Source organism: bacterium, from assembly GCA_035295165.1.
Lineage (GTDB): Bacteria > Sysuimicrobiota > Sysuimicrobiia > Sysuimicrobiales > Segetimicrobiaceae > JAJPIA01.
Genome location: DATGJN010000020.1, coordinates 21,323 through 40,542, shown reverse-complemented (window position 1 = coordinate 40,542; position 19,220 = coordinate 21,323). Strand labels below are relative to the sequence as shown.

The 19,220-nt window shown below is 68.8% G+C and carries 19 protein-coding genes; 17 read left to right on the top strand and 2 right to left on the bottom strand.

Translation table 11 applies throughout. The annotated features are described in order from the left end of the window. Positions 1–16 precede the first annotated feature (16 nt). Positions 17–577 carry a cob(I)yrinic acid a,c-diamide adenosyltransferase gene (locus VKZ50_03020; protein ID HLJ58683.1) on the top strand — a complete coding sequence of 187 codons (561 nt, stop codon included), beginning with the start codon at positions 17–19 and terminating at the stop codon, positions 575–577. 37 nt (positions 578–614) lie between these two features. On the opposite strand, the gene VKZ50_03015 is transcribed toward VKZ50_03020, so the two are convergent. Beyond that, the gene (locus tag VKZ50_03015; GenBank protein HLJ58682.1) at positions 615–1,463 is read right to left on the bottom strand and encodes a hypothetical protein; all 849 of its coding nucleotides are present in this window, start codon (positions 1,461–1,463) and stop codon (positions 615–617) included. A gap of 218 nt (positions 1,464–1,681) precedes the next feature. Between VKZ50_03015 and VKZ50_03010 the strand changes: the two genes are divergently transcribed. The 7 genes from VKZ50_03010 to sucD all read left to right on the top strand — a co-directional run bounded on the left by VKZ50_03010 (position 1,682) and on the right by sucD (position 9,354). Further along, positions 1,682–2,410 (top strand): succinate dehydrogenase, encoded by a 729-nt coding sequence (locus tag VKZ50_03010; protein HLJ58681.1) that lies wholly within the window; start codon positions 1,682–1,684, stop codon positions 2,408–2,410. Positions 2,411–2,451: 41 nt separating this feature from the next. Then, positions 2,452–4,173, top strand: coding sequence for an FAD-dependent oxidoreductase (locus tag VKZ50_03005; protein ID HLJ58680.1), 1,722 nt, complete (start codon positions 2,452–2,454; stop codon positions 4,171–4,173). 84 nt (positions 4,174–4,257) lie between these two features. After that, positions 4,258–5,010, top strand: a complete 753-nt coding sequence (locus VKZ50_03000; GenBank protein ID HLJ58679.1) for a succinate dehydrogenase/fumarate reductase iron-sulfur subunit — start codon at positions 4,258–4,260, stop codon at positions 5,008–5,010. A gap of 102 nt (positions 5,011–5,112) precedes the next feature. Further along, positions 5,113–6,357: an isocitrate dehydrogenase (NADP(+)) gene (gene icd / locus VKZ50_02995; GenBank protein HLJ58678.1), complete on the top strand. Its 1,245-nt coding sequence runs from the start codon at positions 5,113–5,115 to the stop codon at positions 6,355–6,357. Between the two features lie 59 nt (positions 6,358–6,416). Further along, positions 6,417–7,355, top strand: a complete 939-nt coding sequence (gene mdh, locus VKZ50_02990; GenBank protein ID HLJ58677.1) for a malate dehydrogenase — start codon at positions 6,417–6,419, stop codon at positions 7,353–7,355. A 4-nt stretch (positions 7,356–7,359) separates the two neighbouring features. Continuing rightward, the gene (sucC, locus tag VKZ50_02985) at positions 7,360–8,484 is read left to right on the top strand and encodes an ADP-forming succinate--CoA ligase subunit beta (GenBank protein ID HLJ58676.1); all 1,125 of its coding nucleotides are present in this window, start codon (positions 7,360–7,362) and stop codon (positions 8,482–8,484) included. Then, on the top strand, positions 8,485–9,354 hold the full coding sequence (sucD, locus tag VKZ50_02980; protein ID HLJ58675.1) for a succinate--CoA ligase subunit alpha: 870 nt from the start codon (positions 8,485–8,487) through the stop codon (positions 9,352–9,354). It begins immediately after the preceding gene. Between the two features lie 143 nt (positions 9,355–9,497). Here sucD and VKZ50_02975 read toward each other — a convergent pair whose 3' ends face one another. Then, the gene (locus tag VKZ50_02975; protein ID HLJ58674.1) at positions 9,498–10,682 is read right to left on the bottom strand and encodes an FAD-binding oxidoreductase; all 1,185 of its coding nucleotides are present in this window, start codon (positions 10,680–10,682) and stop codon (positions 9,498–9,500) included. A gap of 126 nt (positions 10,683–10,808) precedes the next feature. On the opposite strand from VKZ50_02975, the gene VKZ50_02970 reads away from it, so the two are divergent. From VKZ50_02970 to VKZ50_02930, 9 genes are all read left to right on the top strand, one after another. After that, positions 10,809–11,150: a phage holin family protein gene (locus VKZ50_02970; protein ID HLJ58673.1), complete on the top strand. Its 342-nt coding sequence runs from the start codon at positions 10,809–10,811 to the stop codon at positions 11,148–11,150. Beyond that, the gene (gene rapZ / locus VKZ50_02965; GenBank protein ID HLJ58672.1) at positions 11,147–12,058 is read left to right on the top strand and encodes an RNase adapter RapZ; all 912 of its coding nucleotides are present in this window, start codon (positions 11,147–11,149) and stop codon (positions 12,056–12,058) included. Before VKZ50_02970 ends, rapZ begins: the two co-directional genes overlap by 4 nt. Then, on the top strand, positions 12,055–13,419 hold the full coding sequence (locus tag VKZ50_02960) for a gluconeogenesis factor YvcK family protein (protein ID HLJ58671.1): 1,365 nt from the start codon (positions 12,055–12,057) through the stop codon (positions 13,417–13,419). Before rapZ ends, VKZ50_02960 begins: the two co-directional genes overlap by 4 nt. A gap of 234 nt (positions 13,420–13,653) precedes the next feature. Further along, positions 13,654–14,043 (top strand): NADH-quinone oxidoreductase subunit A, encoded by a 390-nt coding sequence (ndhC, locus tag VKZ50_02955; protein HLJ58670.1) that lies wholly within the window; start codon positions 13,654–13,656, stop codon positions 14,041–14,043. Beyond that, entirely contained in the window at positions 14,043–15,023 is a 981-nt protein-coding gene (gene nuoH / locus VKZ50_02950; protein HLJ58669.1) for an NADH-quinone oxidoreductase subunit NuoH, read from the top strand. The genes ndhC and nuoH overlap by 1 nt, the downstream gene beginning before the upstream one ends. Then, positions 15,020–15,520: an NADH-quinone oxidoreductase subunit J gene (locus VKZ50_02945; protein HLJ58668.1), complete on the top strand. Its 501-nt coding sequence runs from the start codon at positions 15,020–15,022 to the stop codon at positions 15,518–15,520. Before nuoH ends, VKZ50_02945 begins: the two co-directional genes overlap by 4 nt. Next, positions 15,517–15,825, top strand: coding sequence for an NADH-quinone oxidoreductase subunit NuoK (gene nuoK, locus VKZ50_02940; GenBank protein ID HLJ58667.1), 309 nt, complete (start codon positions 15,517–15,519; stop codon positions 15,823–15,825). Before VKZ50_02945 ends, nuoK begins: the two co-directional genes overlap by 4 nt. Before the next feature lie 10 nt (positions 15,826–15,835). Next, positions 15,836–17,707 carry an NADH-quinone oxidoreductase subunit L gene (gene nuoL, locus VKZ50_02935; GenBank protein HLJ58666.1) on the top strand — a complete coding sequence of 624 codons (1,872 nt, stop codon included), beginning with the start codon at positions 15,836–15,838 and terminating at the stop codon, positions 17,705–17,707. Then, positions 17,704–19,212, top strand: a complete 1,509-nt coding sequence (locus VKZ50_02930; GenBank protein HLJ58665.1) for an NADH-quinone oxidoreductase subunit M — start codon at positions 17,704–17,706, stop codon at positions 19,210–19,212. The genes nuoL and VKZ50_02930 overlap by 4 nt, the downstream gene beginning before the upstream one ends. The last annotated feature ends 8 nt before the right edge of the window (positions 19,213–19,220 follow it).

Below are 19,220 nucleotides of genomic sequence, written 5' to 3'. Positions count from 1 at the left end.
CGCGCCGGCTGGGCGAGTGACGCGGATCTACACCCGCACCGGCGACAGCGGAGACACGAGTCTTTTCGGCGGGCAGCGGGTCCGGAAGGACGATCTCCGCGTGCGCGCGTACGGGGCGATCGACGAAACCAACGCCGCGCTCGGCGTGGCCCGCGCTGCGGGTCCGGCACCGGAGATCGACGCGGTCCTGGCGCGGCTCCAACACCACCTCTTCGATCTTGGCGCCGAGCTCGCCACGCCCCCGACGGCGTCCTCTGCGGCTGCGGCCCACATCCAGCGGGTGGCGCCGGCGTGGGTGGCCGCGCTCGAGGGGGACATCGACCGGTTCGAGGACGCGCTGCCTCCGTTGAAGACGTTCGTCCTGCCCGGCGGCACGCCGTCCGCGGCGGCGCTGCACGTGGCGCGGACGGTGGCGCGGCGCGCGGAGCGGGAGATCGTGACGCTGGCCGCTCATGCGCCGGTCAACGCGGACCTGCTCCGGTTCGTGAACCGGCTCTCGGACCTGCTCTTCGTGCTCGCGCGCGCCGCGAACCACATGGCCGGCAACGCGGACGCGACCTGGATCCCCGCCCGATAGACGCGCCGGTGGCGGCCCCGCCGGGTCGCGGCGCGGGCTACTTCTCCCGCGGGTCGGGCGAGCGCGGGACCGCGGGCATCCGGTACGGGAGCGGCACGTACTCGACCGAGGGGCGGTTCCGCCCCGCCTGCGGGTAGAGCTGCATCAGATCGTAGATCGCGCGCGGCACGTCCGTCGAGACCTCGAAGCCGAGCGCGCGGGCCTCCGTCACCGTGATCGGATAGTCGTGTGTCCACTCGCCGCCGGCCAGCCTGGTGGCGAGCGCCTCCGCGCGGTCGGACGGGAGCCGGCGCGAGACGAGCTCGACGACCACCGCCCGGACCTGCGCCACGGCCTTCCTGGCGATGTTCGCGAGGATCAGCGTCTCGTCGTTCACCCGCTCGATAGGTTTGCGATCGACCACCGCGATGATCGAGACCGCGGGATACTGGCCGAGCTGCGGGTCGACGGGACCGAGGACGGCGTGTTCGTCCATGACGATCGCGTCGGCGGCGAGGGCGATCAGCGTGCCTCCGGACATCGCGTAGTGCGGCACGAACACCGTGACTCGCCCGCGATGATCGCGCAGGGCGCGGGCGATCTGTTCCGCCGCGAGCACCAGCCCTCCCGGGGTGTGCAGGATCACGTCGATCGGGAGCTCGGGGGACGTCAGGCGAATCGCCCGCAGCAGGTTCTCCGAGTCCTGGATGTCGATGTAGCGGACGATCGGGATGCCGAGGAAGTTGACCGTCTCCTCACGATGGATGAGCGCGATCACCCGGCTGCCCCGCTGGCGCTCGAGCAGCTGCAGCAGGCGGAGTCGCGCCATCTGCTGCAACTGCCGCGCGAGCACCGGTTGCAGCACCGAGAGGACGAATAAGAGCCAGAAGAGGTCCGTGAAGTTGATGCTCATGGACGTGCTCCCGCCAGCCGTGCGAGTCCGCATCATGTCCGGGTGGGCGATGGTCGCGCACCGCCGGATCATCGCGGTGGGTTTCACTCGGCGCACGCCACGTTCCTGCGCGCAGCCGCCCCGCACCGCCGGTGCGGGGCGAGGGGAGGAAACGCCGAAACCCGGACCGAAGCACGCTACAGGTTCTCAGGTCAGGCTTCCGGACGGTTCCCATGGCTGACGAAACGGCGTCGCATTCGTACGCCCCGGCGTATCCTTGGTGGCTCCAACCAATTGCAACGGTCGTGATCCTGAGTGCGTTCGGCGTGTACTCCATTTGGGTGGCGCTCCAGGGACACGGGTACTTCGCTCCGTACCTCTCGCCGTTCTACTCACCGCCGATCAGGATCGCCGGGATTCCGATCTCACCCGCGTGGTGGGTGCTGTGGGCGCCGCTGGGGTTTCGGGCCACATGCTACTACTACCGTAAAGCCTACTACCGCTCGTTCTTCCGGGACCCGGTGTCCTGCGCGATTGGCGAGTCGCGCGGACGGTACGCCGGCGAGACCGCGTTTCCGTTCCTCCTCAATAACCTGCATCGTTTCTTCCTGTACCTGGCGATCATCGTGCTCGCCTTCCTGTGGAAGGACGCGATCGACGCGTTCGTCTTCAACGGACAGTTTGGCGTCCATCTCGGGTCGCTCTTGTTCCTCGCCAATGTCGTGCTCCTGACGGGGTACACCGCTGGCTGCCACGCGTTCCGGCACATCGTCGGCGGGAACCTCGATTGCTATTCCTGCGCGCACGGCGGGCGCGTCCGATACCGCGCGTGGCAGTGGGTCAATCCGTTCAACCACCGCCATCCGATGTGGGCGTGGGCGAGTCTGTTCTCCGTCGGACTCGCCGACGTATACGTGCGGCTGCTGATGGCAGGGGTCATCACCGACCCGAGGTTGTTCTAGGCCGGTGCCGACGAGAGGGGCGAGGGGGAGGGTGCGCCGGGGTGGCTGAGTGGTACGAGTCGCACCAATATGACGTGCTCGTGATCGGCGCGGGCGGTTCGGGGTTGCGCGCGGCGATCGCGGCCGCCGAGGCCGGCGTCAAGGTCGGCCTCGTCTGCAAGTCGCTGCTCGGGAAGGCCCACACGGTGATGGCCGAGGGCGGCATCGCCGCCGCGCTGGCGAACCTGGATCCCAAGGACGGCTGGGAGGTCCACTTCGCCGACACGATGCGCGGCGGGCAGATGATCAACGATTACCGCATGGTCGAGATCTTTGCCAAGGAAGCCCCCGACCGCGTCTACGAACTGGAGCGCTGGGGAGGCCTGTTTGACCGCACGCCGGACGGGCGGATCATGCAGCGTCCGTTCGGGGCGCACACGTACCGCCGGCTGTGTCACGTCGGCGACCGCACGGGGCTGGAGCTGATCCGCACCCTCCAAGATCGGGCGATCCACAGCGGCGTCGAGGTTCACATGGAAGTGACCCTGACGCGGTTGCTCAAGGACGGCGACCGGATCGCCGGGGCGTTCGGATACCGGCGGGAGGACGGGCGATTCGTGCTGATCAAGGCCAAAGCGGTCGTCCTCGGCACCGGCGGATGGGGCAAACTCTTCAAGGTCACGAGCAACTCGTGGGAGTGCACCGGGGACGGCTGCGCGATGGCGTACGAGGCCGGCGCGGAGTTGATGGACATGGAGATGGTGCAGTTCCACCCGACCGGCATGGTCTGGCCGCCGGGGGTGCGCGGGATTCTGGTCACGGAAGCGGTGCGCGGGGAGGGCGGGATTCTCCGGAACTCCGAAGGTGAGCGGTTCATGCAGCGGTACGATCCGAAGAAGATGGACCTGAGCAGCCGCGACGTGGTTGCGCGCTCGATCTACAAGGAGGTCCAGGCCGGCCGCGGGAGCCCGCACGGCGGCGCGTTCCTCGACATCTCCCATCGCGGCGCGGACTTCATCAAGAAGAAGCTGCCGAGCATGTACGATCAGTTCCTCAAGCTCGCCGACATCGACATCACCAAGTCGCCGATGGAGGTCGCGCCGACCATCCACTACGTGATGGGCGGGGTGCGCGTGGCGGCCGGCGAGGGCGCCACGACGGTCCCCGGGCTGTACGCCGGCGGCGAGGTCGCGGCCGGGCTCCACGGGGCGAACCGGCTCGGCGGCAACTCCTTGAGCGACCTCGTGGTGTTCGGCAGGCGCGCAGGCGAGCACGCGGCGCGGTACGCGAAGGGCCTCGATCGCGCGCCGCGGGTGGACGACGGGCAGGCGGACGCGGAGCGGCAGCTCCTGCTGCGGCCGTTCGAGGCGAACGGCGCAGAGAACCCGTACCAGCTCCACGAGGAGCTGCAGGAAGTCATGGGTACGCACGCCGGGATCGCCCGGAAGGGCGACGAGCTCAAGGCCGGGCTGGAGAAGATCTTGACCCTGCAGGCGCGGGCCGATCGCATGCACGTCGGCGGGTCGCAGCTGTTCAACCCCGGGTGGCACACGTGCCGCGACGTTCGTTTCATGCTGGTGCTGTGCGAGGCGATCCTGCGGTCCGCGATCGAGCGGACGGAGAGCCGAGGGGCCCACTGGCGACTCGACTTTCCGGACCAGAACCCGGAGTGGGGCCGCAAAAACCTTGTGGTCAAGCACACCGACGCGGGAATGGCGGTGTCGACGCGCCCGGTGCCGCAGATCCCGCCGGAGCTCGCGCGGCTGCTCGAGGCGAAGGCATGAGCCGGGGGGCGTATACGCCGGTGCGCGGAATTTTCTGACGGGGGCGCGCCGGCGTAGCCGGCAAACGTCCGGCGGGAGGCAACGATGGCAGAAGCAACGTTCCACGTCTTCAGAGGCGACAAAAGCGGCGGCGACCTCCGCACCTACCAGGTGCCGGTGACCGAGGGGATGGTCGTCCTCGACGCGATCCACTACATCCAAGCGCACCAGGACTCTACGCTGGCGTGCCGGTGGAACTGCAAGGCCGCGAAGTGCGGGTCGTGCAGCGCAGAGGTGAACGGGAAGCCCCGGTTGATGTGCAAGACGCGTCTCGACGACTTCGCGGGGCAGCCGATCACGGTCCGGCCGATGAAGGTGTTTCCGCTGATCAAGGACCTCGTGACCGACGTCTCGTGGAACTACCGGGTGAACCAGCAGATCCCGCCGTTCACGCCCGCGCCGAACGACCAGGGGCCGTGGAAGATGTACGCGGAGGACGTGGACCGGTTGTTCGAGTTCCGGAAGTGCATCGAGTGCTTCCTGTGTCAGGACGTCTGCCATGTGCTCCGCGAGCACGACGGCACGGACCGGTACTACGGCCCTCGGTTCATGGTGCGCATCGCCGGGCTGGAGATGCATCCGAAGGACACGCTGTCGCGCACGGCGCTGCTCCACGGCCGCGGCGGGATCGGGTTCTGTAACATCACGAAGTGCTGCGAAGAGGTCTGCCCCGAGCACATTCACATTACCGACAACGCCATTATCCCGCTCAAGGAGCGCGTCGCCGATGAGTACTTCGATCCGTGGCGTGCCCTGCTCCGCGTTTTCGGCGGGCGGAAAGAACCACGCGGCACCTAGGAACGCGGGGCGCCGCGCCGGGGCGGACACGACCTGAGCGGCGGCCGGGGGCCGGCGAGTGGGCGGCCCGGCCACCGATCCTGAGCGAAGGAGCACGCCGTCATGCCGACGTTTGACTCGCTGACCCCTCCCACAGAGGGTGCGCCGATCGAGATCCGAGACAACACGCTGCACGTCCCCGACACGCCGATCCTCCCCTACATCGAAGGCGACGGCACCGGCCCCGACATCTGGAAGGCGACGGTGCGCGTGCTCGACGGCGCGGTCGCGAAGGCGTACGGGAAGAAGCGGCGGATCGTCTGGTTCGAGGTGTTTGCCGGCGAGAAGTCGTTCAACCGCTTCAAGACGTGGCTGCCGGAGGACACTCTGCGCGCGTTCTCCCACTACGTCGTCGGGATCAAAGGACCGCTGACGACGCCGGTGGGCGGCGGGATGCGCAGCCTGAACGTGGCGCTGCGTCAGCTCCTCGATCTGTACGCATGCGTGCGTCCGGTCCGGCACTTCGAGAACGTGCCGAGCCCGGTCAAGCACCCGGAGCAGGTCGATATGATCATCTTTCGCGAGAACATGGAGGACATCTACGTCGGCTACGAGTTCGCGAGTGGCACGCCCGAGGCGAAAAAGTTGATCGACTTCGTGAACCAGGAGTTCAAATGGAAGGTCCGTCAGGACTCCGGCGTAGGCCTCAAGCCGATGAGCCCGTACGGCAGCAAGCGCCTGATCCGCAAGGCGCTCCGGTACGCGATCGACCGTCACCGCAAGAGCGTGACGCTCGTCCACAAGGGCAACATCATGAAGTACACGGAGGGCGCGTTCAAGGACTGGGGGTACGAACTGGCACGCGAGGAGTTCGGCGACCGCACGATTCCGTGGGACGACGTCGAGAAGACGCACGGCGGCAAGGTGCCGGCCGGAAAGGTGCTGATCCAGGACTATATCGCGGATGTCACGTTCCAGCACGTGCTCACCCGACCGACATCGTTTGACGTGATCGCCACCTCCAACCTGAACGGCGACTACCTGTCGGACGCGGTCGCGGCTCAGGTCGGCGGCATCGGGATGGCCCCCGGCGGGAACATCAGCGACTTCCACGCGGTTTTCGAGGCGACCCACGGCACCGCACCCCGGTACGCGAACCAGGACAAGGTCAACCCCGGCTCGCTGATTCTCTCCGGGGTGATGATGCTCGAGCACCTCGGGTGGACCGAGGCCGCCGACGCGGTCGTCCGTGGGCTCGAGGCGACGTTCCGCAAGAAGATCGTGACCTACGACCTTGCGCGGTTGATGGACGGGGCCCGCGAAGTCAGGACCAGCGAGTTCGCGACCGCCGTGATCGACCAGTTCTAGGAGCGCACCCGGCGAAGGGGTAGGGGACGCTAGTCGGCGCCGGAGAAGGAGACACGTCGGTGGCGGGAACGCGAGCAAAGGTCAGCATCGTGGGGGCGGGCAACGTCGGGCACTCGGCGGCGCAGTGGCTCGTGTCGCACCGGCTTGCCGACGTCGTGCTCGTGGACGTGATCGAGGGGATGCCGCAGGGCAAGGCGCTCGACCTCAGCCAGGCGGGCCCGATCGAGGGGTTTGACGTCACGATCACGGGGACCAACAACTACGATGACACCGCGGGATCCGACGTCGTCGTGATCGTCGCCGGCGTCGCCCGCAAGCCGGGGATGAGCCGCGAGGATCTTCTGAACGTCAACGCCGGGATCGTCACGAAGGTGACGCAAGAGGTCACGCGGCGGTCGCCGCGGGCCTGCCTGATCGTGGTGACCAACCCGCTCGACGCGATGGTGTATCTCGCGTACAAGGCGAGCGGGTTCCCGCCCGCGCGCGTGATGGGGCAAAGCGGTGCCCTCGACAGCACGCGGTTCCGGACGTTCATCGCCCGCGAGCTCGGGGTGTCCGTGCGGGACGTGTCGGCGCTCGTGATCGGGGCGCACAGCGACACCCACATGGTCCCGCTTGCGAGTCTCGCGACCGTCGGCGGCATGCCGCTCCGCCTGCTGCTGCCGCCGGACAAGATCGCGGCGATCGTGGAGCGGACGCGCAAGGGAGGCGCCGAGATCGTCGGCCTGCTCAAGACCGGCAGCGCGTTCTTCGCGCCGGGGGCGGCGATCTGCGAGATGGTCGAGGCGATCCTGCAGGACCGCAAGCGCGTGATCCCGCTGTCGGCATATCTGACCGGCCAGTATGGGGTCCAAGATCTGTACGTCGGCGTGCCGGCGATCCTCGGGGCCGGCGGCGTGGAGCGGATCTACGAGATCCCGCTCGAGGGCGTCGAGCGGGCCGCGTTCGACGAAGCGGTCAAGAGCATCCGCGAGAACGTCGCGCTGGTCAAGGGGTAGGGCAATGAAGCTGCACGAGTACCAGGCCAAGGAGTACTTTGCTCGGTACGGGCTTCCGGTGCAGAAGGGCACGGTCATCGAGCGGCCCGAGCAGGTTGCGACGCTCACGCTCCGCTATCCGGTGGTCGTGAAGGCGCAGGTGCTCGTCGGCGGGCGCGGCAAGGCGGGCGGCGTGAAACTCGCCGCGACCCCCAAGGAAGCCGAGGAGCGGGCCCGGGCGATCCTCGGGATGGACATCAAGGGCGAGCGCGTCACGCGCGTGCTGGTCGTCGAGGCCGCGGATATCGAGAAGGAATACTATCTGGCGTTCGTGACCGATCGGACCACCGGGCGGGTCGCCGCGATCGCGTCGGCCGAGGGCGGCGTGGAGATCGAGACGGTCGCCCACACGGCGCCGGAGAAGATCGCCCGCGCCGAGGCGGACCCGTTCCTCGGCTTCCCCGATTTCCAGGCGCGCGTCGTGGGCCGCCGGCTCGGGTTCACGGGCGCCCTGCTCGAGGAGTTCGTGAAGATCGCCGCCACCCTGTACCGACTGTACTGGGCCGAGGACGCCGATCTCGCGGAGATCAACCCTCTGGCGCTGGTCGGCGGCCACTTGTTGTGCGTGGATGCCAAGCTGGTTCTCGACGACAATGCGCTCTACCGCCACGCGGGGCTGCCGGCGAACGAGGAGATGACCGAGCTCGAGGCCGCCGCCAAGAAACACGGGCTCTCGTACGTCGAGCTGGACGGCGACATCGCGGTGATCGGAAACGGCGCGGGACTCGTGATGAGCACGCTCGATCTGCTCGCGCACTTCGGCGGCCGCGCGGCCAACTTCCTCGATGTCGGCGGGGGCGCGAGCGCGGAAGCGATGCAGACGGCGCTCGGGATCGTCCAGCGGAAACCCGGGGTGCGCGCCGTGTTCATCAACATCTTCGGCGGGATCACGCGGTGCGACGACGTCGCGCGCGGGATCGTCGAAAACCCGCCGAAGGTGCCGGCGAGCATCCGGCTCACCGGGACGAACGAGGCGGAGGGGCAGAAGATTCTCAAGGACGCCGGCATCGCGGCCGGTCTGGACCCCGACGAGGGAGCACGGATGGCGGTCGAGCTGGCGCGCGGCGCCGCGAAGCGGGGAGGCCGGTAGATGGCCGTCATCGTTGGGAGCCAGACGCGCCTGCTGGTCCAAGGGATCACGGGCTACCAGGGTGCGTTCCACACCGGCCTCATGCTACACGCGGGGACCAAGGTCGTTGCCGGGGTGACCCCCGGCAAAGGCGGCACCAGGACGCACGACGTGCCGGTGTTCGATACCGTGGACGAGGCGGTGCGCGCCACGGGCGCGAACGCGTGCTGCATCTTCGTTCCCGCGCGGTTCGCGCGTGACGCGGCCCTCGAGGCGATCGCCAGCCGGCTCGATCCCGTCGTCATCATCACCGAGGGGATGCCGGTGCACGACGCGATCGAGGTCGTCGGATACGCGCGACAGCAGGGCGTCCGGGTGCTCGGCCCGAACGGCCCCGGGGTGACGACGCCGGGACAGTGCCGCGTCGGGATCATGCCGACGCAGCTGTTCGAACCGGGACCGGTCGGCCTCGTCTCCCGCAGCGGCACGCTGACGTACGAGGTCGTCGCGGGGCTGACGCGCGCCGGGCTCGGGCAGTCGACGGCGGTCGGGCTCGGCGGAGACCCGGTCGTCGGGACCTCATTCGTCGAAGCGCTGGAGCTGTTCAACGCGGATCCCGACACACGGGCGATCGTGTTGCTCGGCGAGATCGGCGGCAGCGCGGAGGAGGCCGCCGCCCGGTACATCCAGGCGAACGTCCGAAAGCCGGTCGTCGCCTACATCGCCGGCCGCACCGCACCGGCCGGCAAGCGGATGGGACACGCTGGGGCCGTGATCTCCGGGACCGAGGGCACGGCCGACCACAAGATCGAGGCGCTCGAAACCGCCGGCGCGCGGGTCGCGACGCTGCCGAGCGGCGTCGCGGCGCTGGTCAGAGCCGCGCTGCGGTAGCCGATCGCGTCACTGTCACACCCATTGTCGCCGGTCGGGCACCCTGACGGCGCGGAACTCCTCGTCGTGTCCGACCAGGACGCATATCGGCCGTTCCGTGGGACACGGCTGTTCGATGGCGCGAACGCCCGGGAGGAGACCCGCTACCCGAGCGCGCCGGGCGGGATGCCGGTGTCGGCTTCGCTTCGGAACGCGCGGATCGCGGCGGCGGCGAGGGAGACGAACCGCGACGGCGACAGCGGCTCGAGCGCCTCCGTCCAGCGGCCCGTGAGCAGATCGGCGACCGCCCGGCCGACGGCCGGCGAGAGCTGGAAACCGTGCCCGGAAAATCCCACGGCGACGCACAGCCCGTCCAGTCCCGGCACCATGCCGAGCAGCGGCACCCCGTCGATGCTCTGGGCTTCCAGGCCGCACCAGACCTGCGCGATCCGTCGCAACCGGAGCGGCGGAAACACGGCGGCCGCGACGCACCGGCTGCGGTCGACGTGCTCGCTCCGCACGGCGCACGACATGCGCTTGTGGTCGATGTCGCTCGGCCATCCGCCGCCGATGAAGAACTCGCCCGACGGCAGCTGTTTGAGCGACAGGCGGTGCCCGGCGGCGGTGACCGTCGGAACGAGCGCCGCGGGGGCTGGGTCCGTCAGCAGCATCTGAGGAGCGCGCGTCGCAATGGGAAGGTCGAGTCCGACCTCCGCGGCCACGGGCGTGCTCCACGCGCCCGCGGCGAGCACGACCCACTCCGCCGCCGCGCGTTCCGCTGCCGATTCGACGCCCTCGATCCGGTCGCCGTCGTGGAGTAACCGGGCCGGCGCCGCGCTCGTGTAGTACGTGGCGCCCCGCGCCACCGCGGCGGCCGCGAACGCGCGGGTCGTCAGCCTCGGGTTGGCCTGGCCGTCGCCCGGGCTGTACGCCCCCGCGCGCGCGCTCGCCATCACATCCGGCGCGACGGCGCGCAGGTCCCGATCGTAGACCATGTGCACGTCGAGGCCGGCGGCGCGCTCGCGGGCGACGCGCGCTTCGAGGGCCCGCAAATCCTCGTCGCGTTCCACGAGGTGCAGGTGCCCGCCCTGACGGTACTCGAGATCGGCGCCCAGTTCGGTCGTGAGCGCCGGCCACCGGGCGGCGGCCTCGCGCGTGAGGCGCCATTCCCGGGGGTCCCGCCCTTGCTGGCGGACGCCGCCGGCGCTCGCCCACGACGCACTCGGCGCCGACGCAGGGGCCGCGATGTCGAACACGGCGACCCGCCGGCCCCGGCGCGCCACATGATAGGCGATCGACGATCCGATGACGCCGCCGCCGATCACGGCGACGTCGACGCGAACAGACACCCTGTCACCCCGCGGGCTCCGCGTTGGAGAGACGGGAGCGATGCGATCCGGAACGGCGCGTATGGGGTACGGCGGCGCGGAGGCGATCCCCTGTCGCGCCGGGGGGGCATGCTATAATGAAGTCACATGGTCGGGCTGCTGATCCGCTGGGCAATCAACGCCGTGGCTCTGTATCTGACTACGCTCGTCGTCCCGGGCCTGCAGGTGGCCAATTTCACGAACGCCGTGATCGCCGCGCTGGTCCTCGGGATCGTCAACGCAGTCTTACGGCCGATCCTGCTGCTGCTCACTTTGCCGCTGACGATCCTGACCCTCGGTCTGTTCACGTTCGTGGTCAACGCCGGGATGCTCTACGTGGTCGCCGCGGTGACCCACCGGCTCGTGATTGTGAACTTCTTCTCGGCGCTGGTCGGTGCGATCGTGCTGAGCGTGATCAGCTTCGTGCTCTCCCGCCTGGTGACCGTGTGACGACCCTCCCGCAGCCGACGACCAATCAACCCGCGGACGCCGTGGTCGCCGGGGGCGTCGAGTTCCTCATCGTCACCGGACTGAGCGGAGCGGGGAAGTCCCAAGCGATGCACGCGCTCGAGGACCTGGGGTTCTTCTGCGTGGACAATCTGCCCCCCGCGCTGATTCCGAAGTTCGCGGAGATCATCCAGGAGTCGCAGGGCCGCATCCGCCGCGTCGCGCTTGTGATCGATGTGCGCGGCGGCGAATTCTTCAACGCGCTCGATGCGGCTCTCGCCGGGCTTGCAGCGATGGGGATCCGGTTCCAGATCCTGTTCTTGGACGCGTCCGACGAGGTCCTGGTGCGGCGATTTGAGGAGACGCGCCGCAAGCATCCCCTCGGCGGCAGCGTGCTCGACGGCATTCGCAGCGAACGGCGGCGGCTGCAGCCGCTCAAGGAGCGCGCGCACAAGATCATCGACACGAGCGGGCTCAGCGCGCGCGAATTGCGGGAAGAGCTCGCCGACACCTTCCTCCGCGCGTCCGGCGCGCACTCGCTCGTGGTCGGCGTGACGACGTTCGGCTACAAGCACGGCATCCCGCTCGACGCCGACCTCGTGTTCGACGTGCGGTTCCTGCCGAACCCGCACTACGTAGAGACCCTGCGCACCCTGCCCGGCCACAGTGCCGAAGTGCGCGAGTGGGTGCTGCAGTGGGAGCAGACGCAGGAGTTCGAGCGGCGCCTGCACGACCTGCTCGGCTACCTGCTGCCGCAATACGCCGCCGAGGGCAAGACCCACCTGACGATCGCGATCGGCTGCACCGGGGGGAAGCACCGGTCGGTCGTGGTCGGAGAAGATCTCACCAAGTTTCTCCGCGACGCGGGATATCCGGTCCGGATCAAGCATCGGGATGTGAGGAAGGAATGAGCCTGAACGGAGCGTCGAACGGCGCCCCCTTCGGCCGGCTGCGCGTATGGTTGCGCTGGCTCGAGCCGGGGTTGGGCGTGAAGCGGTGGGTCGCGGTGATGGCCGTCGGGATCTTTCTGGTCAGCACCGGCGTGGCCCTTGTCGTCAACGTGAAGCTGCTCGGGGTGCTGGAGCTCGCGCTGATCCAGGCGATCGACGTCGCCTACCGGGTCACCGGCCATGTGTTCTCCCCGATGCTCGGCGGGTTGCTGCTGGTCCTGCTCGGTGTTGCGATCATCATCTTCGGCCTGCGGGAGACGATCCGCTCGATCGTAGACGTCTTCCTGCCGCGCGGCGATCCGCGCCTCGTCGAGCTGCTCGTGCAACAGCGACAGCTGCAGCGGGGCCCAAAGATCGTCGTGCTCGGCGGCGGCACCGGGCTGAGCACGCTGCTGCGGGGGCTCAAGCGGGAGAGCACGAATCTCACCGCCGTCGTCACGGTGTTCGACGACGGGGGATCGTCCGGCCGGCTCCGGCGGGAGCAGGGAATCCTGCCGCCTGGCGACATCCGGAACTGCCTGGTCGCGCTGGCCGAGGCAGAGCCGTTGCTGACGCGTCTGTTCGAGCACCGGTTCAAGGGCGGCGCGCTCGACGGGCACAGCTTCGGCAACCTGTTCATCGCGAGCATGTCGCAGGTCGCGGGGGATCTCGAGACCGCGCTCAAGGAGTGCAGCAAGGTGCTGGCGATCCGCGGGCGCGTCCTCCCGACGACGCTGCACGACGTGACCCTGTGCGCCGAGTTCGTCGACGGGACGGTCGTGAAGGGGGAGTCGGCCATCACCCGCGCGGGCGGAACGATCCGCCGCGTTTTTCTCGAGCCCGCGCATGTGCCCGCGCCCCAGGACGTGCTCGACGCGATCGCGGAGGCCGACCTCATCGTGCTGGGGCCGGGCAGCCTGTACACGAGCATCCTGCCCAACCTGTTGGTCGACGGGGTCGCCGACGCACTGCGCCGCGCTCGCGGGCTGAAGGTCTACATCTGCAACGTCATGACGCAGCACGGGGAGACGCGTGGATTCAAGGCGTCCGACCACGTGCGGGTGCTGCTCGAGCAGGCCGGACCGGGGTTGTTCGAGCACGTGCTCGTCAACGATCGCCGGCCGCGCAACCAGGCGCTCTTGGCCCGGTACAGCCGGGAGGGGGCGGAGCCGGTCGAGCCGGACGTGGACGCGATCCGCGCGCTCGGCCTGCGCCCGGCTCCCGAGGATCTCATCAGCGAGCACGAGCTGGTGCGGCACGATCCGCGCAAGATCGCCGCGGTGCTCGTGCAGCTGCTGGCGACCGTGTCCCCCGAGACCCGGCACGCGGTGGCCCCGGTATAGGAGTCTTGACACCCGTGCGCGAACAATACTAGGATGACATCCGTGATTTGCCCCATCGCAGGGACAGGTTTCTTCACACTGCACCACTTACCGACGGCCCCCGAGAGGCGACACACCTGCCCCGGTCGTCCCCTGTCGGGGACGGAAGAACACACACCGTCCTGACGGCCCCGGGTCTCCTCGGACGATGTGCGGTCGAGGAACGGGGCATCGGTGTGCGACGCGGCCGGCGGGATGCGCATCCCGCCGCGTGGGTTAGGGGGAGAGATGCTGCTCGACTGGGGATACGTCGCGATCTTCGTGATCGTCGGGGCGGGGATGGTGTCCCTGCCGTTCGCGATCATCTGGTTGATCAGCCCGCGGAGCTCGTATCCCCACAAGCGTGAGACGTACGAGTCCGGCGTGGAGCCGATCGGGCAGGCGTGGTCGCAGTTCAACATCCGGTACTACCTGTTTTCCCTGATCTTCGTTGTGTTCGACGTCGAGATCATCTACCTGTACCCGTGGGCGGTCGTGGCCCGTAGCCTCGGCCCGCCGGCGTTCGCCTCGATCGTGATCTTCCTCGCGATCCTGGCCCTCGGCCTCGCGTACGCGTGGCGGAAAGGCGCGCTGGAATGGGCGTGATGCCCTGGTACCTCGAGGCCCTGCGCGCGGTGGTCGGGACGATCGTCATTTTCAGCGGCGTGGCGGTCGTCGCGGCGATGTTCGGGGTCCTGCTCGAGCGCAAGATCAGCGGCTGGATGCAGAGTCGCATCGGGCCGACACACGTCGGCCCCCGGGGCCTGCTGCAGACGGTGGCGGACACGATCAAGCTCCTCCAGAAGGAGTACATCGTGCCGCAGAACGCGGATGCCGCGATCTTCGCGAGCGCGGTCGTGATCGTGCCGCTGGCGGCGCTGCTGGACTACGTCGTCCTGCCGTTTGGCGCGACGCGCTGGGGGCCGCTGATCTTCCGGGATCTCAACATCGGGGTGCTCTATTTCGCCGCGACGTCGTCCTTGATCGTCGTCGGGATCCTCATGGCCGGATGGGGGTCGAACAACAAGTACGCGCTGTTGGGGGGCCTGCGCTCGGCCGCGCAGATGGTGAGCTACGAGATCCCGATCGGCCTCGTGCTGATCACGATCTCGCTGCTCGCCGGCTCGCTGTCCACGGTGACGATCGTGAACATGCAGACCCATCTGTGGTTCGTCGTGTCGCAACCGATCTCGTTCCTGATCTTCCTGACGGCCGCCACCGCGGAGGTGAACCGCGCGCCGTTCGACCTCGTGGAGGCCGAGAGCGAACTGGTGGCAGGGTACTTCTCGGAATACACCGGGATGCGCTTCGCGCTCTTTCAACTCGGCGAGTACGGCGAGATGTTCGCCATGGCCGCGCTTGCCGTGACCCTGTTTCTCGGCGGCTGGCACGGACCCGCGCTGCCGTCGGTCGTCTGGTTCCTGATCAAGCTGTATGCGTTGGTCTTCGTGTTCATGTGGGTGCGGTGGACGTACCCGCGGTTCCGCATCGACCAGTTGCTCGGCTTTTCCTGGAAGGTCCTGATCCCGGTGGCGCTGCTGAACCTTGTCGTGACGGCGTACTTCGTGACGGGCGCGCATCGATGAGCGGGGAAGCGATCGCCTTCTACGTGCTCGCGGCGATCATCCTCGCGTCGGGGATCGTCGTCGTCAGCAGCCCAAACCTCGTGCACAGCGCGGTCGCCCTGGTCCCCGCGCTGCTCGGCGTGACCGGCGTCTACATCCTGCTGAACGCGGAGTTCCTTGCCGGCATCCAGGTGCTGATCTACGCCGGCGGGATCACCGTGCTGATCCTGTTCGTGATCATGCTCACCGAAGGCGGCACCGGCCTGCGCGTCCGGCAGCGAAACGAGCAGGCCCCGATCGCCGCGGCGGTCGCGGCGGCCGTCGCGGCGCTGTTCGTCGCGCTCGCCGGCCGCACGCCGTGGGCGCAGGGGGCGGGGACGCTCCCGTCGTACACGCCGGGCGCGATCGGGCAGAGCTTTCTCGGCCCGAACCTGCTGTTGTTCGAGAGCACGTCGGTCGTGCTGCTCGTGACGCTGGTCGGCGCGATCATGATCGCCAGGAAAGAGGACGACGCATGATCACGCTGGCGCACTATCTCGTCCTCAGCGCGCTCCTGTTCGGCCTCGGGCTGTACGCCGTGCTGTCCCGCCGCAACGCGGTGGCGATGCTCATGGGGATCGAGCTGATGTTGAACGCCGCGAACATCAACCTCGTCGCGTTCAACAAGTACGCGGCGCCCGGGGCGATGCAGGGCCAGATCTTCGCGCTGATCGTGATCACGCTGGCCGCGTGCGAGGCTGCGGTCGGGTTGGCGCTGATCCTGGCCGCGTACCGCCGTTTCGAGACCACCTACGTCGACGATCTGAACCTCATGAAATGGTAGCGTCGCGCCGATGACCGCCGCCGTGTGGATCATCCCGCTGCTCCCGCTCGCCGCGTTCGTCGCGGTGACGTTCTGGGGGGAGCGGCTGCCCGGCCGCGGAGCCTACGTCTCGATCGCCGCGATCGTCCTCGCCGCCCTCGGTGGCCTCGCGGTGCTGGCCGAGGCGGCCGCGGGCGCGCGGGCCGACCTGACGTTCACGTGGATCGCCGCCGGCCGGCCGCTCGTCGTGGGGTTCGTCGTGGACCCGCTGAGCGCGGTGATGCTGGCGATGGTCGGGTGCGTCGCGTCGTTGATCACGATCTACTCGGTCGGCTACATGGCGGGCGACCCACGGTACCCGCGATTCTTCTCGTACCTGTCGCTGTTCCAGTTTTCGATGCTGTTCCTGGTTCTCGCCGACAACCTGCTGTTCATCTACGTGGGGTGGGAGCTCGTCGGCCTGTGCTCCTACCTGCTGATCGGGTTCTGGTTCGAGCGTCCGGCCGCGGCGCGCGCGGCGCTGAAGGCGTTTATCGTGACGCGGATCGGCGACTTCTCGATGATGATCGGCATCCTGATGCTCTACCTCCGCACCGGCTCGCTTCGGTTCGACGAGATCTTCCACGCGATCGGGACGGGGGGCCTCGGGGGGCCGTTCCTCACGGTGGCGGCGCTGCTCGTGTTCGGCGGCGCGGTCGGCAAGTCCGCCCAGGTGCCGCTGCACGTGTGGCTGCCGGACGCGATGGAAGGCCCGACGCCGGTGAGCGCGCTGATCCACGCCGCGACGATGGTGGCGGCGGGCGTGTACCTCGTGGCGCGAGCGTACCCATTGTTCCTGCTGTCCCCGGGACACGAGGCGCTGACGATCGTGGCGTACGTCGGCGGGATCACTGTGCTGGCGGCGGCGACGATGGGTGTCGTGGAGGACGACCTCAAGCGCGTGCTCGCGTACTCGACGATGAGCCAGCTCGGCTATATGATGCTCGGGCTTGGGGTGCTCGGGTACAGCGCCGGGATGTTCCACCTGATCACGCACGCGGTGTTCAAGGCGTTGCTGTTTCTCGCGGCCGGGAGCATCATCCACGCCGTCGCGACGAACGACCTGAAGCGGATGGGCGGCCTGGCCCGCGCGATGCCGATCACGTTCTGGACGTTCGTCGCGGCGACGCTCGCGCTGACGGGGATCCCGCCGTTCGCCGGGTTCTTCAGCAAAGACGCGATCCTGCTCGCGGCCTACACGCACGACCGCACGCTCTGGCTGCTCGGTCTGGCCGGCGCCTTCTTGACGTCGCTGTACATGGGGCGGCTCTGCTGGTACGCGTTTGCCGGGGAGTTTCGCGGCGGCGATGCGCCCGCGGACGCGCGCGGCGGGCATGCCGGGGTGCCCCATGAGAGCCCCGCCGTGATGACCGTGCCGCTCGTCATCCTCGGCGTGCTCGCGGTCGTGCTGGGATGGGTGGGCGCCGACGCGTTCGGCGATCCGTTCGGGCGGTTCATCCGCTTCGTGGGGGCCGGGGCCCCGGCGGGCAACACCGGCGTGCTGCTGGCGTCGGTCGCCGTTGCGGTCGCCGGCTGGGTCGCGGCCGGCGCGCTCTATCCCTGGCGGATCGCGTCGCCGGAGCGCCTGAAGCGGGATCTGCGGTGGCTGTACGTGCTGCTCGTGCGCAAGTACTACGTCGACGACGCCTACGAGTGGGTGTTCGTGCGCGTCGGTGCCGTCGTCGTCTGGCTCGCCGGCGCGATCGACCGGTACGTCGTCGACGGCCTCGTGAATCTCGTCGGCTGGGGCGCGCGCCAGCTGGGGCTCGGCCTGCGGTACGTCCAGACCGGGCGCGAGGAAACGTATCTGTTGCTCGCCGCGCTCGGCGTCGTGATCATCGTGCTGGTGAGGCTGGCCTGGTGAGCGGCCTCTTAAGCGTCGTCCTCTGGTTGCCGGTCGCCGGCGCGCTGGCGCTGCTCGCGGTCCCCCGCGACCGGTTGCCCACCCTTCGCATCGTCGCGATGGTGACGGCGCTCGCCGATCTCGCCGCTGCGGTGTGGGCGGCGGCCGCGATCGCCGTCGCCCGCGCCGGTGCGTTGCAGCTCGTCGAGCGTATCCCGTGGATTCCGTCGATCGGGATCAGCTATCACCTCGGCGCCGACGGGCTGAGCCTGCCGCTTGTGGTGCTCACGGCGCTGCTGGTCGCCCTGTGCGTCGCGTACTCCTGGCGCGTGGAGACGCGCGTCAAGGAGTACATGATCCTCCTGCTGCTGCTCGAGACCGGGTTGATCGGCGTCTTCGTGGCGCTCGATTTCTTCCTGTTCTACGTGTTCTGGGAAGTCAGCTTGGTGCCGGTGTACTTTCTCATCGTCATCTGGGGCGGGCCTCGGCGCGCGTACGCCGGGATGAAGTTCTTCATCTACACGCTCGCGGGCTCGCTCGCGATGCTGCTCGCGATCCTGCTCGTGTACCTGCACGCCTCGCCCCGCACGTTCGACATCGTCGAGCTGATCGGCCAGCGGCCGCTGGCGCACAGCCTGCCGCTCGCCGTGCTGGCGTTCTGGGGGTTCTTCCTCGGGTTCGGGATCAAGGTGCCGCTGTTCCCGTTCCACACGTGGCTGCCCGACGCATACGCCGAGGCGCCCACGGCCGGGAGCGTGCTGCTCGCGGGCGTGCTGTCGAAGCTCGGCGCCTACGGGTTCATCCGGATCGTGCTCCCGCTGCTGCCCGACGCGTTCCGGCAGATGGCGGGGCTGGTTGCCGTCCTGGCCGTGATCGGGGCGGTCTACGGGGCGCTCGTCGCCATGGCGCAAACCGACTTCAAACGTCTGATCGCGTACAGCAGCGTGGGGCATCTTGGCTACGTGATGCTCGGGGTGGCCGCGGCGGCGGCCGCCGGCGGCGGCGGACCGCTCACGGACGCGGCGACGAAGGCGCTGAGCGGCGCCACGCTGCAGATGCTGGCACACGGCGTGATCACCGGCGCGTTGTTCCTGGTTGCGGGGGTCCTCGCGGACGGCGAGGCGGGCACACGCAATCTCACGGAGTTCGGCGGGCTGTGGGCGCGGATGCCGGTGTTCTCTGGGGTCGCGCTGCTCGCGATCCTGGCGTCGCTCGGGCTTCCGGGGCTGATGGGGTTTGTCGCCGAGTTTCTCATTTTTCTCGGGGCGTACCAGATCTACCCGGCGCTGACGGTACTCGCCCTCGTCGGGGTGGTGCTGACGGTCGCGTACTTCCTGTGGGCGGTGTACCGGCTGTTCTTCGGACCGCTCAACACGCGGTGGGCGGCGCTGCCGGATCTGGACGGCCGGGAGCGGTGGGCGGTGGCGCCGCTGTGCGCGCTGATGGTGCTGTTTGGCATCTACCCCGGGCCGCTTGTGGCGATGATCAACCTCGCGATGACCAACATCTTGAGCCTGGTCCGATGATGGGCGGA

Bases quoted from the DNA above. Each gene is read 5' to 3' on its own strand.
- nuoH (HLJ58669.1), top strand. From the start codon at position 14,043: ATGCCCTGGTACCTCGAGGCCCTGCGCGCGGTGGTCGGGACGATCGTC.
- nuoK (HLJ58667.1), top strand. From the start codon at position 15,517: ATGATCACGCTGGCGCACTATCTCGTCCTCAGCGCGCTCCTGTTCGGC.
- ndhC (HLJ58670.1), top strand. From the start codon at position 13,654: ATGCGCATCCCGCCGCGTGGGTTAGGGGGAGAGATGCTGCTCGACTGG.
- sucC (HLJ58676.1), top strand. From the start codon at position 7,360: ATGAAGCTGCACGAGTACCAGGCCAAGGAGTACTTTGCTCGGTACGGG.
- VKZ50_03000 (HLJ58679.1), top strand. From the start codon at position 4,258: ATGGCAGAAGCAACGTTCCACGTCTTCAGAGGCGACAAAAGCGGCGGC.
- VKZ50_02970 (HLJ58673.1), top strand. From the start codon at position 10,809: ATGGTCGGGCTGCTGATCCGCTGGGCAATCAACGCCGTGGCTCTGTAT.
- icd (HLJ58678.1), top strand. From the start codon at position 5,113: ATGCCGACGTTTGACTCGCTGACCCCTCCCACAGAGGGTGCGCCGATC.
- nuoL (HLJ58666.1), top strand. From the start codon at position 15,836: ATGACCGCCGCCGTGTGGATCATCCCGCTGCTCCCGCTCGCCGCGTTC.
- sucD (HLJ58675.1), top strand. From the start codon at position 8,485: ATGGCCGTCATCGTTGGGAGCCAGACGCGCCTGCTGGTCCAAGGGATC.
- VKZ50_02945 (HLJ58668.1), top strand. From the start codon at position 15,020: ATGAGCGGGGAAGCGATCGCCTTCTACGTGCTCGCGGCGATCATCCTC.
- VKZ50_02960 (HLJ58671.1), top strand. From the start codon at position 12,055: ATGAGCCTGAACGGAGCGTCGAACGGCGCCCCCTTCGGCCGGCTGCGC.
- VKZ50_03010 (HLJ58681.1), top strand. From the start codon at position 1,682: ATGGCTGACGAAACGGCGTCGCATTCGTACGCCCCGGCGTATCCTTGG.